General features: G+C 67.3%; 8 protein-coding genes and 1 pseudogene. 3 read left to right on the plus strand and 6 right to left on the minus strand.

All coding sequences use genetic code 11. The features are described 5' to 3' along the window. Both BW38_RS0120430 and BW38_RS18580 read right to left on the minus strand, forming a co-directional pair. Positions 1-1,094: pseudogene (locus tag BW38_RS0120430) on the minus strand (autotransporter outer membrane beta-barrel domain-containing protein); the annotation flags it as partial. 393 nt (positions 1,095-1,487) lie between these two features. Beyond that, entirely contained in the window at positions 1,488-3,917 is a 2,430-nt protein-coding gene (locus BW38_RS18580; protein ID WP_032974896.1) for an autotransporter outer membrane beta-barrel domain-containing protein, read from the minus strand. A 317-nt stretch (positions 3,918-4,234) separates the two neighbouring features. Here BW38_RS18580 and BW38_RS18575 point away from each other — a divergent pair, with 317 nt between their 5' ends. Both BW38_RS18575 and BW38_RS18570 read left to right on the plus strand, forming a co-directional pair. Continuing rightward, positions 4,235-7,447 carry an autotransporter outer membrane beta-barrel domain-containing protein gene (locus BW38_RS18575; RefSeq protein WP_032974897.1) on the plus strand — a complete coding sequence of 1,071 codons (3,213 nt, stop codon included), beginning with the start codon at positions 4,235-4,237 and terminating at the stop codon, positions 7,445-7,447. A gap of 166 nt (positions 7,448-7,613) precedes the next feature. Further along, positions 7,614-9,635, plus strand: coding sequence for an acyltransferase family protein (locus BW38_RS18570; RefSeq protein ID WP_032974898.1), 2,022 nt, complete (start codon positions 7,614-7,616; stop codon positions 9,633-9,635). A 97-nt stretch (positions 9,636-9,732) separates the two neighbouring features. Here the strand turns inward: BW38_RS18570 and BW38_RS18565 are convergent, their stop codons facing one another. The 4 genes from BW38_RS18565 to BW38_RS18550 form a co-directional block, all read right to left on the minus strand. Next, positions 9,733-11,118: an FAD-linked oxidase C-terminal domain-containing protein gene (locus BW38_RS18565; RefSeq protein WP_032974899.1), complete on the minus strand. Its 1,386-nt coding sequence runs from the start codon at positions 11,116-11,118 to the stop codon at positions 9,733-9,735. Next, positions 11,115-11,759: a metal-dependent hydrolase gene (locus BW38_RS18560; RefSeq protein WP_032974900.1), complete on the minus strand. Its 645-nt coding sequence runs from the start codon at positions 11,757-11,759 to the stop codon at positions 11,115-11,117. The genes BW38_RS18565 and BW38_RS18560 overlap by 4 nt, the downstream gene beginning before the upstream one ends. 110 nt (positions 11,760-11,869) lie before the next feature. Then, entirely contained in the window at positions 11,870-12,238 is a 369-nt protein-coding gene (locus BW38_RS18555) for a YraN family protein (protein ID WP_032974901.1), read from the minus strand. After that, on the minus strand, positions 12,228-13,949 hold the full coding sequence (locus tag BW38_RS18550) for a penicillin-binding protein activator (RefSeq protein WP_032974902.1): 1,722 nt from the start codon (positions 13,947-13,949) through the stop codon (positions 12,228-12,230). The genes BW38_RS18555 and BW38_RS18550 overlap by 11 nt, the downstream gene beginning before the upstream one ends. 81 nt (positions 13,950-14,030) lie before the next feature. On the opposite strand from BW38_RS18550, the gene rsmI reads away from it, so the two are divergent. Then, the gene (rsmI, locus tag BW38_RS18545) at positions 14,031-14,849 is read left to right on the plus strand and encodes a 16S rRNA (cytidine(1402)-2'-O)-methyltransferase (RefSeq protein WP_032974903.1); all 819 of its coding nucleotides are present in this window, start codon (positions 14,031-14,033) and stop codon (positions 14,847-14,849) included. Positions 14,850-14,939 lie beyond the last annotated feature (90 nt).

The raw sequence follows: 14,939 nt of genomic DNA on the forward strand, positions 1-14,939 counted from the left end.
TTGAACGTGCTGCCATTGCCCAGTGCCACGGTGCCGGTACTGCCGAGGCTGAGCTGGCCGACGTTGCTGTCACCGGTCATCAGCCAGGTGCTGTCGCCGTCGATCTCGGCACGGGTGACATTGATGAAACGGCCGTCGATCTGCGCCTTGTTGCGCAGGGCGACATTCAGCCAGCCATTGGTGACGGACACCGGATCGAAGCTGACGTTGCCGATGAGGCGCGCGTCGTCCACCGCAACGTTGACATCGGTGCGCGCACTGACAATGCCGCCCTCGCGGGCAACCAGCACAAGGTTTCCATCCCCGGCAATCAGATGTGCGCCGTTTGCCACGGTGATGTCGTAGGTATTGTCGGACCTCGGCCTTACCTGGATGGCTGCACCACGGCCCGATTGCAGGGTCGAGTTGTTGACTTCAAGCCTGAGCAGCCCATTGGTGTTGCTGTCGCCCCACAACATTGCGCCTACGTTGGAGGCGACGACGCGGGAACCATTGATGATGTCCATCTGGCCTGTCATCAAGCGGACACCCAGGCCACGGAGATGTGGTCGGTCCGAAACTATGCCGTCGTCAACCTGGATGAGCGTGCCATCGATGCTTGCATGAGGTGAGCTTACCAGCGCACCTTCCTGGCCTGGGTTGAGGTCGACGCCCACCAATTTGCCAGTGGTTGTGCCGTTGCTGCTGTTGACCAGCACAACGCTGTTTTCAAGCAACAACGACGTGCTGGCACCAAGCACCGCAACCTGGCCATTGATCCGTGAATTGCGTGCACTCAGCGATGCCTGGCGTGTGAGCCGGATCGCATCCGGTTGAGTGCCGACGCTGGTGACTTGGGCGCCCTCGAGTATCACCCGGGAAGTATCGCTTGCTTGGATGCGTTGGGTCTGCCCGCCGTTGACCGTCAACTGCGAGCCATTGATGAGACTCCAGGCCTCGATCGGGTCAGCTGCACCCACCTCGGCGGTCTGGTCATCCAGATCGCCTGCCAGTACAGCGCCGGCGGGGAGCGAAGCCAGGGCCAGCAGCAGGCTGCGGAACAGCCGGTGCGGCGTCGGCGGTCGAGGCGAGGAAACGACGGAGCTGAGCTTCATGGGGGGATCCTTGTGTCGGGAATGTGGGAGGCACGCGTCACCACGTAGGCATTCGGATCGGCTCCCGTGTCACGCGGCTTTGCTTGAGTGGCCGTGATGGGGGCTGGATGCGAAGGAACGCGTCTCCTTTGGCCGCAGTCTGTGTGCGCAGGCGCGGCCGTCCCATGCAAAAAGTTGTAAAGCGCACTGGACACCCCGGGTGCCTTCAGCTGGCAGCCAGTAAGGCTCCAACTTCGAAAGCGCTGCAGAATTGCGGCGCGTGCAATATGCGAGGCCAGACGCGCATCAGCACGGCAGGTGCGATATTTCTCGTGGAGCCCAGCCTGTGCTCGGCGCTACAGAAGGCAGAAAGCAGAACGGCGCCGGATCTCACCGGCGCCGTTCGTGCTTACATCACCACTTGTAGGCGACACTCACGTTGGCCGTGGCCTCGCGGCAACCGTGGTCACCGCGCATCACGCCAAACCCACTCGACGCACTCAGCCCGGTGCGGAAGTCAACCCGCGCACCTGCATTCAATTCGTAGCGATTGCGCGGCACGCTGGCGTTCAGTGCTTCCTCGTCAAACGCCATGCCGTTGCTGGCGCCATCGCGGTACCAGTTCGCCACCACGTACGGGCTGACCGAGGCACCGGCGGCGCTGCGGCCTTCACCCTGCAGGCGCAGGCCTGCACGGCCGGACAAACCGCTGTCACCCAGTGCGCGCACCACGGTGCCGTTGGCTTCGCTGTGCACATCCGTGTTCGCATCGGTGTAGACCAGCTGCAGCTCCGGCTGCAGGGTCAGCGCCGTGCTGCCGATCTGGCCGATGTTGAAGCGATAACCCGCTTCCAGTGACGATTGCCAGAGATCCGAGTCATAGCGTTCCTCGGCCAGGCCGTCGCCCTGCACGCGATTGCGGAACTGGCCGCGTTGCGCGCTGGCATCCATATACAGCGCATCGGTGCTCCAGTTGCCGTACACACCCAGCGCGCCGCCTTCCACCTTGCCGCGTGCGCTGTAGCCGGTCAGCTCCGAGTGCGAGGTAGCGCTGGACTGCGCAACGGTACCCATCACACCCACGCGGCCACGGCCGTTGTCGAACACGCCCACGTCTGCACCCAGCTGCAGGCGCGAGCGGTCTACGCGCAGGTACAGCTGGTCTTCCACCGCCGACAGCCTGCTCTGCGTGGCATCCACGCGGGTCCAGCCTCGCACGCCATCGGCGGCGGTGGCGCTACCGCCCTGGCGGTCGCGCAAGCCGTGGCGCAGCAGCTGGTCCAGCGCGAACTGGTTGGCCAGGTACGCGCCTGCTTCCGGGCGCAGCACCGGGCCTGGGTTGATCGGATCGATCGGGTCGATCGGATTGACGGGGTCCACCGGATCGATCGGCCTGCACTCCGGCAGCGTGGGATCGACCACGCACGGGTCCGGCGCGCCGGCCAGCGCCGAGCGCAGGTACCAACCGCCGTCGCTGGCATCCTTGAACAGGAAGTACTCGTACTGCCCGCCCACCGCGCGGCCCTGCAGGTCGAACTGCGCATTGGACGCACCGCCCACGCGGATCAGCTCGATGCCCTTGTCGGTCTTCGCACCGGCGCCACCGGCATTGAGCACGCGCACGTTCGCCTGGCCGTTGGCGTCGCCGTTGATCACCAGCTTGTCGGTCAATGAGCTGTCATCGCCGAGCATGGTGTTGAACAGCAGGGTGCCGCCATTGCCGGTGAAGGTGTCGGCAGTGAGGGTATTGAACGTGCTGCCATTGCCCAGTGCCACGGTGCCGGTACTGCCGAGGCTGAGCCGGCCGACGTTGCTGTCACCGGTCATCAGCCAGTTGCTGTCGCCGTCGATTTCGGCACGGGTGACATTGATGAAACGGCCGTCGATCTGCGCCTTGTTGCGCAGGGCGACATTCAGCGAACCCATGGTGGCGAACAGGGAATCAAGGCGGACATCACCCGACAAGCGCGCATCATCCACGGTGAAGTTCACGTCGGTGAACGAGCCGGAAACGGCGCCATCGCGGCCTACGCGCAGCAGGTTGCCGTCACCTGCAATCAGGTGTGAGCCATTCGCTACGGTGATGTTGTAGGTGCTCGCGAACCGTGGGATGACCTGGATGGCAGCACCGCGGCCGGACTGCAGGGTGGAGTCATTTATGTCGAGCCGCAGCGCGCCGGAGTCAACACGCTCACCCATCAGCAATGCACCCACATTGGCCGCCACCACCTGTGAACCATTGAGGATATCCATCTGGCCCACCACAAGGCGGGCGCCGATCCCTGTGGTGAAGGGACGGGGCGGTGAGTGGAGGTCATCGACGCGAACATATGTGCCATCCAGCACGACCGAGGGAGTGAACTGCGAGTCCCAGGTCGACAGGATCGAGGCATCCACGCCGATGCTCGAATTTGCACCGGGCACCAGCTGGGCAGCGTCAACCACCACGATGCTGTCCTTCAGCGTTACCGAGGTGTTGCCACTGTCAATAAAGACGCTGCCGTCGATCCGGCTTGAGTTGGCCACAAGCGTGGCTTCACCGTACAGATAGATGGCCTCGCGTTCCAAACCGGTGCGGACGACCCGCGCGTTCTGCAGGTTCACCACGGACGTATCCCCCGCGCGAATGTGCTGGGTCTGCCCGCCGTTGACCGTCAACTGCGAGCCATTGATGAGACTCCAGGCCTCGATCGGGTCAGCTGCACCCACCTCGGCGGTCTGGTCATCCAGATCGCCTGCCAGTACAGCGCCGGCGGGGAGCGAAGCCAGGGCCAGCAGCAGGCTGCGGAACAGCCGGTGCGGCGTCGGCGGTCGAGGCGAGGAAACGACGGAGCTGAGCTTCATGGGGGGATCCTTGTGTCGGAAATGTGGGAGGCACGCGGTACCACGTAGGACATTCGGATCGGCTCCCGTGTCAGTCGGCTTTGCTTGAGCGGCCGTGATGGGGGCTGGATGCGAAGGAACGCGTCTCCTTTGGCCGCAGTCTGTGTGCGCAGGCGCGGCCGTCCCATGCAAAAAGTTGTAAAGCGCACTGGACACCCCGGGTGCCTTCAGCTGCCAGCCAGCCCTGCGGCAGCGTCCCGCGGGCGTTTTGCAATGTGTTCGATGGTGCCGGCCGGTAGCAGCGCTGAGCATGGCCCCTCCATTCAGGAGTGCTTTCCATGCAGAGTTCCACCCCGGCGCCCCAGCTGCTGGCTGTTGCCCTGGCCGCTGGCCTGTTCACCAGTGGTCACGCCAGCGCACAGCAGGTCGTGGCCGACGGCGATGACCAGACGCCCCCGCCAGGCGACTACCACACCACCGAGCCGGTACTGCCGGGAGATACCTCGGGGTACGCGTTCCATGCCCTCAACGGCGGCCGCATTCTGCCAACAGGCCCAGTGAATCTATCCACGGAAGGACGTTCAGCGCACGCGGTGCATGTCGAGGGCGCCGGAAGCCTGGTTTCGCTGGAAGGGGGGAAACTGACCACGACGGGCATATCCGCCGCAGGGGCATCGGTCGCCGCAGGCGCGAGCCTGCGCGCCAAGGGAGTGCTCATCGAAACCACCGGCAACAGCGCGCATGGCGTGCAGGTGCAGGATGCCCATGCCGAACTGCAGGATGTGCGGGTGCACAGCAGCGGAGGTGATGCCTTGCGGCTGATGGGTGGCACTTTGCAGGTGCAGGGGGGGCAACTGCAGGTGAGCCGCGCCGGTGCTTCAGGCCTGCATGCAAATGCCGGTACTGCGACGTTGGGCGGTGTCCACATCGAGATGGACGGCAACGGACAGAGCGGTGTGCTGGCGACCGGCTCAGCGGATGTAGTGCTGCGGGATTCGAGTATCCGTCTCGTTGGTAATGCGGGTTACGCCGCTCGGGTGCAACCTGGTGCGACACTGTCAATGCACGCGGTTGACGTCGACGTGCAGGGTGGATCGGTAACCGGCCTGGGACTGGGCGGTACTGCTCATGTCGTCGACAGCAGGATCGCCGTTCAGGGTGCACACGGCATCGCGGTGGAGATGTCCGGTGGCACCCTGGCTGTACAGGGCAGCGTGTTGTCCGGCACCTATGGGCTGAGACTCATGCAGGATAGCGAAGCCGTCCTGCGCGACAGCAGCGTGCGCAGCGAGATATGGGCCTTGGACATCAACGGGCGCGGCAATACGGTGACGGTGGAACGCAGCTCGCTTGCGGCCTCTGCCGGCACTGCCATCTGGATGCCGAACCAGTCCACGCTGGTGCTGCGTGATTCGTCGGTGGCGGCCGAGGGGGATCGCGGGCTCGGGCTGGATGTGCGTGGCGGCGTAGCACAGATTTTCAGCACGACGCTGAGTACAAAGGGCAGCTCTGCCCATGGCCTGTACGCGCAGGACGATGCAAACCGCCGCCCGCGCATCGAGGCGATCGACACCGATGTGCTGACCCAGGGTGATGGATCTGCTGCAGCGATTGCCCGTACTGGTGGCACCGTCACGCTGGCCGACAGCCGTTTGCGCACCTTGGGCCGCTCCTCGCATGGTGTCATTTCGGGTGGACCGGGGCAGATGATCCTGACCAACACCCACGTCCGCACCGAAGGCGAAGACGCGTGGGCAGCGGTGGTCAATGACAACGGCCGCATGAGCATCGACGGTGGCTCGCTGGTCAGCGCACAGCATGGTGGTGTGTGGCTGCGCAGCAGCCGTGACGCGGGCCTGACACTGTCCAACGGAGCGCTGGTATCCGGTGGCAACGGCATCGGCCTGGCACTGGATGCGGCGGTGGCCGGGCGCTTCGACGTGGTGCTGGAAGGGCATTCGCAGATGGTGGGCGACATCGTCACCACGCCCGAGGACGAGAACGCCGGACTGGTGCCACAGTCCGATGTGCATGTGCGTTTGGCCGGCGGCTCGCTGTGGCAGGGGGCTTCCGATCTGGTGCGGACGATGACGATCGAAAACGGCAGCCAGTGGACGTTGGCCGCCGATGCCACGATCAGTGGGCTGCAGGTGCTCAGCAGTGGATTGGCGTTGTCCGACGGCAGCGGCCGCTTCAACACGCTCACCGTGGACGGCGACCTGCACAGCGAAGGTGCCACCTTCCTGTTCCAGGGCGCACTGGCGGGCGATGACAGTGCGATCGATCGCCTGCATGTGCGGGGGAATACCTCGGGTGATGCGAGCATCGTGGTCAACAACATTGGTGGAGTGGGCGCACCTACGGCGGACGGCATCCAGCTGATCGAAGTGGACGGTGCATCGCTGGCGCGCTATGCGCTGGCAGGCCGTGCGGTGGGCGGCTCGTACGAGTACTTCCTGTTCCACGGCGGCCTGGCCGATCCTTCCGATGGCAACTGGTACCTGCGTTCGCAGTGGTTCGATGTGTGCGAGGACGATCCGGCTGCGCCGGGCTGTGCCGTGAATCCCGGCCCGGGGCCAGACCCGGGAGACGGCGGGGAAGGTGGCGTGGGGCCGGTGGACCCGATCCGGCCGCCGCCGGTGCTGCGTCCCGAGGCAGGTGTCTACCTGGCCAACCAGTCGGCCGCCATCAACATGTTTGCCCACCGCATGCATGAGCGCACCGGCGCCATCGGCACCGAGCGCACTGCGTGGGCGCGCGTAGGCCGCAGCAATGCCGATTTCACTGCGGTGGGTGGTCAGCTGTCGGTGGACGGCACTACCTCGGTGCTGCAGGTCGGCAGTGATCTGCTGCGTCGGGGCAACGCCGCCTTCGGGGTGATGTTGGGCAGTGGCCGCGCCGACAACCGCGTCGTTTCGGATCTGACCGGCTACACCGCTACCGGCCGCGTGCGTGGCACTGCGCTGGGTGTTTATGGCACCTGGCTGCAGGACGCCGAGGGCAGTCACGGCGCCTATGTGGATGCGAACGTGCAGTACGGCCGTTTCGACAACCGGGTGCGGGGCGTGGGCCTGGAGCCGGAGCAGTACGATTCGCGCACGACCAGCGCGTCGCTGGAGGCGGGTTACACCTTCAGCGTCTGGCAGGGGGCGTCGAGCCAGCTGTACCTGCAGCCGCAGCTGCAATTGTCGTACGCGGAGTTCCGCGCCGATCGTCATGTGGAGCACAACGGCACGGTGATCGATCGTGCCGATGCCGGTGGCCTGAACGGACGCGTGGGCGTGCGCGTGTTCGGTGGCGGCATCGCGGCGGACAGCGTGGTGCAGCCCTACCTGGGCGTGAACTGGCTACGTGGCAGCGGCACCAGCGCGTTGCAGTTCAACGGCGACACGCTGGGCGCGGATGTGCCGCGCAACCGCTACGAAGTGCAGGCCGGTGCCGAGCTGAAGCTGGACCAGCGCTGGAACGCATGGGGCGGCCTGAGCGTGCAGCGCGGTGACCACGGTTACCGCAACGCGGGTGGCCAGGTGGGCCTGCGCATGGCCTGGTAAACAACGACGCCAGGGCCGATGCCGGGGTCGGAGCCCATTGCCTGGCAATGGGCTCTGACCCCAAGCGATCTGACTGCAGAACAGCCGAGCATGGCTCGGCTTCACCATCGTGCTGAGTTGGGATCGGACATGAACGATGTCCACGTCTGTCGCGATTGTCCATTGAATGACTGCGCCAGCTCTGGCCATGCTGCCGGATCGCTCGCTGACGGTCGCCCGCATGCTTCACCCCGAACGCTCCCACAACGCTGCCATCGATGGCCTGCGTGCACTGGCCGTGCTGGCCGTCATCGTCTTCCATGCGAACGCGGCGTGGCTGCCCGGTGGTTTCACCGGCGTGGACCTGTTCTTCGTGGTCTCCGGCTTCGTGATCAGCCAATCGCTGGCTGCGCGTGCAGGCATGCCACTGGGCGCGCTGCTGCTCGATTTCTACCGGCGCCGCGTACTGCGCCTGTTGCCGGCGCTGCTGGTGATGCTGATGGCCACCTTCGTGCTGTCGGCGCTGTTCATTCCCCGCGCCTGGCGCAACGAGCAGTTCGACCAGACCGGCTGGGCGGCGCTGGTGGGTTTCAGCAACGTGGTACTGGCCGGCCAGCAGGATGACTACTTCTCGCCCGGCGCGGAGCTCAATCCGTTCCTGCACACCTGGACACTGGGCGTGGAGGAGCAGTTCTACCTGGTGTTCCCGCTGCTGTTCTTCGTCTGGTTGCGCGGCCGCGACCGCTGGCCGTGGTCGCGTGTGCTGTTGCCGGCGCTCACGGTGCTGTCGCTGGCGTGGGCGGCCTGGCAGGCGCAGACGGCCCCGGCGGCGGCGTTCTATCTGCTGCCGTCGCGGTTCTGGGAACTGGCGGCCGGTGCGCTGTTGTACCAGTGGATGAGCACGCGCGGTCCCGGCAAGCGCGGGGACGCGCTCGCACTGTCCGGCCTGGCCCTGCTGCTGGCGGGCGTACTTGTCGCGCCGCAACTGGCGATGCCGGTGCCGGGTGTGCTGGCCACGGTGGTCGGCACCCTGCTGCTGTTGGCGGCGGTAGCCGGGCATGGCCAATCGCGGGTCGGCCGCGCCCTGGGCTGGGCACCGCTGTCCTACTTGGGGCGCCTGTCGTATTCGCTGTACCTGTGGCATTGGCCACTGCTGGTGCTGCTGCGCTGGACCTACGGGCTGCAGGGCGCTGCGCTGTGGCTGTATCCGGTGCTGCTGCTGGCCGTGTCGGCCGCTTCCTACCATTGCGTGGAACGTCCGCTGCGCAGTGCCCTGCCGCTGTTGCGGCTGGCGCCGGCGAAGGTGCTGGCAATGGCGCTGCCGGTGGTAGCGCTGTGCGGCGCCGGCGCCTGGGCGACGGTGGAGTACCACGAGCAGATCTCGCTCAGCGTCACCCGTGATGGCTATGCGTGGCAAGCGCGCCGCTACCCGGCGTGGCGACCGCTGGAACCGGTGGACGCACCCGCGCTTGAAGGGCGACGCCTGTTTGTTGTGGGCGACTCGCATGCGGCGGCCTACCGCACGATGACCAGCATGGTCGCGCGACAGACCGGGATGGAGGTCCGCCAGGAGGATCGCGGCGGCTGCAGCTTCGTCAATCTGCTGCGGGCCAGCCCGGCCGACTGCCAGGACTTCATCGAGGACAGCCTGTCGGCCATCGAACGCGATGCGCGCCCGGGTGACATCGTGTTGCTGGCGGCACTGCGCATGCCGGAGCTGCGAGGGTTCGACTGGCAGCAACAGGACGCACAGCAGATTTATCGGCAGTTGCTGGCCGAACGCACGCCCGCGCATGCGCAGGCGGCACATGATGAAGCCGAGCGTGTGCTGGGCCGCCTGCAGCGGTTGGGCGTGCACGTGGTCATCGATGCACCGCTGCCGCTGTTCAAGGCCGGGGCCTACCGCTGCTCGGACTGGTTCAACCGTAGCAATCCGGCGTGCGCCGGTGGCCTGAGCATGTCGCGCGTGGATCTGCAGATGCTGCGTGCACCGCAGATGGCACTGCTGGCCGAGCTGGCCGCGCGCTACCCGTCACTGACCGTGTGGGATCCGCTGCCGCTGCTGTGCGGGCCGGATACCTGCTCAGCCGTGCAGGACGGTGAACCGCTGTTCTTCGACAACGATCACCTGAGCGGCCATGGCAACCGCGTGCTGTTGCCCAGCTTCCGGCAGACCCTGATCGATATTGCGGGCGACAATCCACTGTAGAGCCGGGCCCGCGCTTTGCTGCTCTCCGTTCCGCTCGCGCAAGCCCACGCGGAACGCGGGGAGCCGAGCATGGCTCGGCTCAACACTTGTCCGCGGCCTATGCCGGCGGCAGCACCTTGCCCGGGTTGAGGATGCCATCCGGATCCAGCGCGGCCTTGATCGCGCGCATCGCCGCCAACGTTTCCGCGCTGAACGCCTTCGCCATGAAATCACGCTTGGCCAGGCCGATGCCGTGTTCGCCCGACAGCGTGCCACCCAGCGCCAGCGTCAGTTCGAAGATCTTCGGCAGCGCGGCATGCGCGCGTGCGTTCTCGTCGGCATCGTCCGGGTGGTACAGGATGTTGACGTGCAGGTTGCCGTTGCCGGCATGGCCGAAGGTGACGATGGTCAGCGAATAGTCGCGCGCCAATGCCTGCACGCCGGCCACCAGATCGGGGATGCGCGATACCGGTACCACCACGTCTTCGTTGATCTTGCCCGGGGCGACGCTGCGCAGCGCGGGTGACAAGGCCTTGCGTGCGGCCCACAGCTGGTCGCGCGCGCGGCCTTCCATCGCCACGTCCAGTGCGATCATGCCGTCACCTTCGGCGGCGGTCGCCAATGCCTGCAGCAGATAGGGCAGGGTGTCGTGGTCGCCATCGGCCTCGACCAGCAACATCGCGCCCGCCTCGGGTACGTCTGCGCCATTGAGGCGCAACAGCTCCAGGCTGCGTGCGTCCATGAATTCCAAGCGCGTGGGAACGACCGGCTGCGACATCAGCCGCGAGACGGCAGAGGCGGCCGCGTCGGCATCGCGGTACAGCACACGCAGCCCGGCCTGGCTGACCGGCAGCGGGGTCAGCTTCAGCGTGGCTTCCACGATCAGCGCCAGCGTGCCTTCGCTGCCGACCAGCAGGTGGGTGAGGTCATAGCCGGTGGCGTCCTTGGTGTAGGCACCGCCGCAGCGGATCACCTCGCCAGTACCTGTCACTGCTACCAGGCCCAGCACGTTGTCGCGGCTGGTGCCGTACTTCACCGCGCGCGGACCACCGGCATTGCAGGCGAGGTTGCCGCCGATGCTGCAGATCTCGGCGCTGGACGGGTCCGGTGCCCAGAACAGGCCGTGCGGCGCCAGTGCCTGCTGCAGCGATCCGTTGAGTACACCCGGCTGCACCACCGCGCAGCGGTCACCGGCGCGGATCTCGAGGATGCGATCCATGCGGGTGAACGACAGCACGATGCTGCCGGGCACTGGCACGGCGGCGCCGGTGGTGCCGGTGCCCGCACCGCGCGCGACCAGGGCCACGCCATGCGCGCGGCAGGCACGCACCAGCGCCTGCACCTGTTCGATGTCTGCCGGCAGTGCTACCGCAGCCGGGCGCTGGTGGCGCCATGAGTTGTCCTGCGCGTTCGCCTCCAGTGCGCCGTCATCCATGCGCCAGCCGTCGCTGCCCAGCAGGGCGGACAGTTCGGCAACCAATGCGGAGGGCAGGGCAGTACTCATGACAGATCTCGTGGGGCAGCGGGGGCGGGGTGAATCAGTTTCCAGGCGATGACAGCGCCGGCCAGCGGCAGCCACACCCAGCGCAGTTCCGACAGCAGGGTGGCCAGGCCGCGCGCGCTGAAGAACTGCGGCGCGAACGGCGACACGCGGATCGGCCGCCAGGGTGCGAAGAAGCGGTGTTCGCTCCAGGGCCAGGCCAGCGCAACGCCAAGGCCGCCGGAGGTCAACGCATCCAGCAGCGGATGGCTGGCGGCGCAGACGAACACGAACACCGCCGCTTGTACGGTAGATGCCAACCTTGGCTTTGCCGTGGTAGGTGCCAACCTTGGTTGGCACAGCACCGCCAACCAAGGTTGGCGACTACCGGAGCTGAGCGGCGCCGACCCAGGTCGGCGGCTACCAAAGAACGCCAACACCGCCGCCAACACGGCCAGCACCAGGGCGAACAGCAACGAGTGGCTGGCCCCGCGATGGCCGAACGCATCGGCGTAGGGAATGTGCAGGGCAAACGCGAGTACATCGGCGTCGGGCAGCATCGCCGCGATCACGCCGGCGCCCAGCAGGCGCGGCGGAATGCGGCCGCGATCAGCAGCGCACCACAACGCCAGTGGCACCGCCGCGTGGGTGATGATCGAAGGCATCAGTCACGCACCGTGGTAGTGCCGGCCAGGCTGCGCTCTGGTAGGTGCCAACCTTGGTTGGCACAGGAGCGCCGACCAAGGTCGGCCTCTACCAGAGCGGACGGTAGCCATCAGCAATCATCCAACCGGAACGCATCGCGCAGCCAGTGCAGCTGCGGTGGTTCGCCCGTGGCTTCAACCACGTCGAAGCGGCAGGGCGCATCGGCCACGGCGGGGTGTTCCTGCAGGTACAGCTGCGCCGCGTGGATCAGGCGCCGGCATTTGCGCGGATCGACCGAGGCCGCGCCGCCACCGAAGTCCTGTCGCGCGCGGTAGCGCACTTCCACGAACACCACGGTGCCGGCGTCATCCATCACCAGGTCCAGTTCACCGCCGCGATAACGCACGTTGCGTGCGCGCGGCCGCAACCCGGCCTGCTGCAGATGCTGCTCGGCGGCGGCTTCCACCGCCGAGCCACGTTGCAGGTGCTCAGCGACCACCGGCGATCGGCATCGGCCGGCCACCGCTGAAGGTCGACCATGCCGGCTGGCGCAGGATGTTGCCGTTGCTGTCCAGGTACAGCGTGCCGGTGGCGCCGTCCAGGCCGCCTTCGGTGGCCAGCTTGTCCAGGTAGGCGCTGATCTTCCACGCATCGGCGCCGAAGGCGAACAGGCGGCTGGCGGCGCCGCGCGCGCTGGGCAGGGTCTGCGCGACCTGGGCAGCGGACGGCACGCCGGACACGCTGCGCACGTTCCAGGCTTCGTTCGGATAGATGATGCCGTCCAGCGCCACGTCTTCTTCGACCTTGCCACTGCCGGTGGTCAGCTGCGAGGTACCCACGCGGGTGGCACCACCGGCACCGGCCAGCGCCAGCTGCGGGGCCAGCAGGCGGGCCTGCGGTGCACGTACGGCCAGGAACACGGCATCGACCGCGCCGGCGTTGCGCACCTGCGCGCTGACATCCCCCACCGTTTCGCTGATGGCGATGGTGGCGGCGACGCTGCCGCCGCGCTGGGCGAAGCGCTGGGCGAAGGCGGCAGCGGCGCGGCGGCCGGTGTCGTCGCTGCTGTTGATCACCAGCGCCTTGCTGCGCTCGCGGCCACGCATGTATTCGGCGGCGACGATGCCATCGTCCTCCGGTGCCAGCGAGAAACCGGCGCTGCCGGCGGGCGGTGCATCCTTGCCGCGGTTCAGGCCGAGCACCGGTACCGGCAGCTGCTGGCGGCCGTACACGGCATCCACCTCGTCGCGGCCGAGCGGACCGACCACGAAGTCGGCGCCGGACGCCACGGCCTTGTCATACGCGGCCAGCGCACCGGCCGGGGTACCAGCGGTGTCGAAGAAGTTGACCTCCGGACGACGGCGGGTTTCACCGTAGTAGGCGCTGAGCAGGCCATCGCGCACCGGCTGTGCGGCAGTGGCCAGGCGACCACTGAGCGGCAGCAGCACGGCCAGCTTGGCCGGCGGGCGGTAGCCATCGCTCATCGCCGGCGGGCGCTTGCTGGTGTCGAACTGGGCAGCGCCATCGCGATCGAACGGGCGCGGCAGCGGCAGGCCACGGGCGATCAGTGCACGGCCTGCAAAGTTGTACAGCGGGTCATTGGCCGGCAAGGCGGCCGCGCGGCTGCGCAGGGTGGCATCGTCGAGGGTGCCGAGCAGACCGGAGATGGCGGCCTGGTTCTCACTGCGCGCGGTGCCGGTCAGGCCGGCATGCGCACGGGCGCGTTCGGTGGCGGCGCCAAAGGCATCGCCGGTGGCCTGCAGGGCACTGGCGCGGGCCAGCGACCAGCGCGTGCGCAGGCTTGGGTGCACGTTGTCGGCATGATCCTTCAGCAGGGCCAGTGCCTGCGCCGGCTGCTTGTCGGCCAGTGCCAGCTCGGCGCTGGCCAGCTGGTAACGCTGCAGGCTGGCGCCGGTCAGCTGGCGGGCGGTCACCTGGCCCAGCAGGCTGCGCGCGCGTGCGCTGTCGCCGGCCAGGTGCCAGGCCCAGGCCGCATCGGCCAGTGCGTTGCTGCGGGCACCGCCACGCAGGGTCGCGGCCAGCGCTTCCAGTTGCAGGGCGGCGTCGCGCGGCTTGCCTTGTTCAATCAGCGCCAGCGCCTGGCTCTGGGCCGGCGATTCGGGCGTGCTGACGAGGCTGGTGGTGGCGCAACCGGCCAGCAGCATCAACGACAGCGACAGGGCAGAGATGCGTGCGGCGGGCTTGTTCATGATCGGGTCCATGCGATGAGGGCAGCGGCCTTGGCCAGGTACACGCTAGGATTCTACCCTTGCCCCGTGAGTACCGCTGAAATGAGTGTCCCAACCCTGTATGTCGTCGCCACGCCGATCGGCAACCTGGCCGATCTGAGCCCGCGCGCGCAGGAGGTATTGCGTTCGGTGGCGGCCATCTGCGCCGAGGACACCCGCCGCAGTGGCCAGCTGCTGTCCCATTTCGGCATCCAGCAGCCGCTGGTGCCCCTGCACGAACACAACGAAGAGGCCCTGGCCCAGCGCCTGGTGGCGCGGCTGCAGGCGGGCGAGTCGCTGGCGCTGGTCAGCGATGCCGGCACCCCGCTGGTCAGCGATCCGGGCTTCCGGCTGGTGCGTGCCGCGCGTGCTGCCGGCATCAAGGTCAGCCCGATTCCCGGCGCCTGCGCGGCCATCGCTGCGCTGAGCGTGGCCGGCCTGCCCAGCGACCGCTTCAGTTTCGAGGGATTCCTGCCGGCCAAGGCCAGCGGCCGCCGCGATCGCCTGCAGGGGCTGGCTGGCGAAGTGCGCACGATGGTGTTCTACGAATCCTCGCACCGCATCACCGAGTCGTTGGCCGACATGGCGGCGATCTTTGGCGGCGAGCGCCCGGCCGTGCTCGCGCGCGAGCTGACCAAGCTGTTCGAGACCGTGCTGGATGGCGACCTGGCCGGGTTGCTGGCGCAGGTGGAAGCCGATGACAACCAGCGCAAGGGCGAGTTCGTGGTGATGGTGCAGGGCGCCGGTGACGATGCCGAGGCGCAGCTGGCTCATGGCCGGCACGTCTACGCCAAGCTGAGCGAGCACCTGCCACCGTCGACCGCGGCCAAGCTGGCGGCCGAGTTGACCGGCGCACCGCGCAAGGCGTTGTACGGCAGTTGAGTGGGTGAAGGAGATCCACGCCATGCGTGGATGAAAACACCCCGGAATGCAGTAGATCCACGCCATGCGTGGATGAAGTGGCCCTGGACA

Source organism: Stenotrophomonas sp. RIT309 (assembly GCF_000632045.1).
GTDB lineage: Bacteria > Pseudomonadota > Gammaproteobacteria > Xanthomonadales > Xanthomonadaceae > Stenotrophomonas > Stenotrophomonas indicatrix.

What these genes read in the sequence shown, in the direction of transcription:
- BW38_RS18575 (WP_032974897.1), top strand. Translation starts at nt 4,235, where the DNA reads ATGCAGAGTTCCACCCCGGCGCCCCAGCTGCTGGCTGTTGCCCTGGCC.
- BW38_RS18560 (WP_032974900.1), bottom strand. Translation starts at nt 11,759, where the DNA reads ATGCCTTCGATCATCACCCACGCGGCGGTGCCACTGGCGTTGTGGTGC.
- BW38_RS18570 (WP_032974898.1), top strand. Translation starts at nt 7,614, where the DNA reads ATGACTGCGCCAGCTCTGGCCATGCTGCCGGATCGCTCGCTGACGGTC.
- BW38_RS18580 (WP_032974896.1), bottom strand. Translation starts at nt 3,917, where the DNA reads ATGAAGCTCAGCTCCGTCGTTTCCTCGCCTCGACCGCCGACGCCGCAC.
- BW38_RS18550 (WP_032974902.1), bottom strand. Translation starts at nt 13,949, where the DNA reads ATGAACAAGCCCGCCGCACGCATCTCTGCCCTGTCGCTGTCGTTGATG.
- BW38_RS18565 (WP_032974899.1), bottom strand. Translation starts at nt 11,118, where the DNA reads ATGAGTACTGCCCTGCCCTCCGCATTGGTTGCCGAACTGTCCGCCCTG.
- rsmI (WP_032974903.1), top strand. Translation starts at nt 14,031, where the DNA reads ATGAGTGTCCCAACCCTGTATGTCGTCGCCACGCCGATCGGCAACCTG.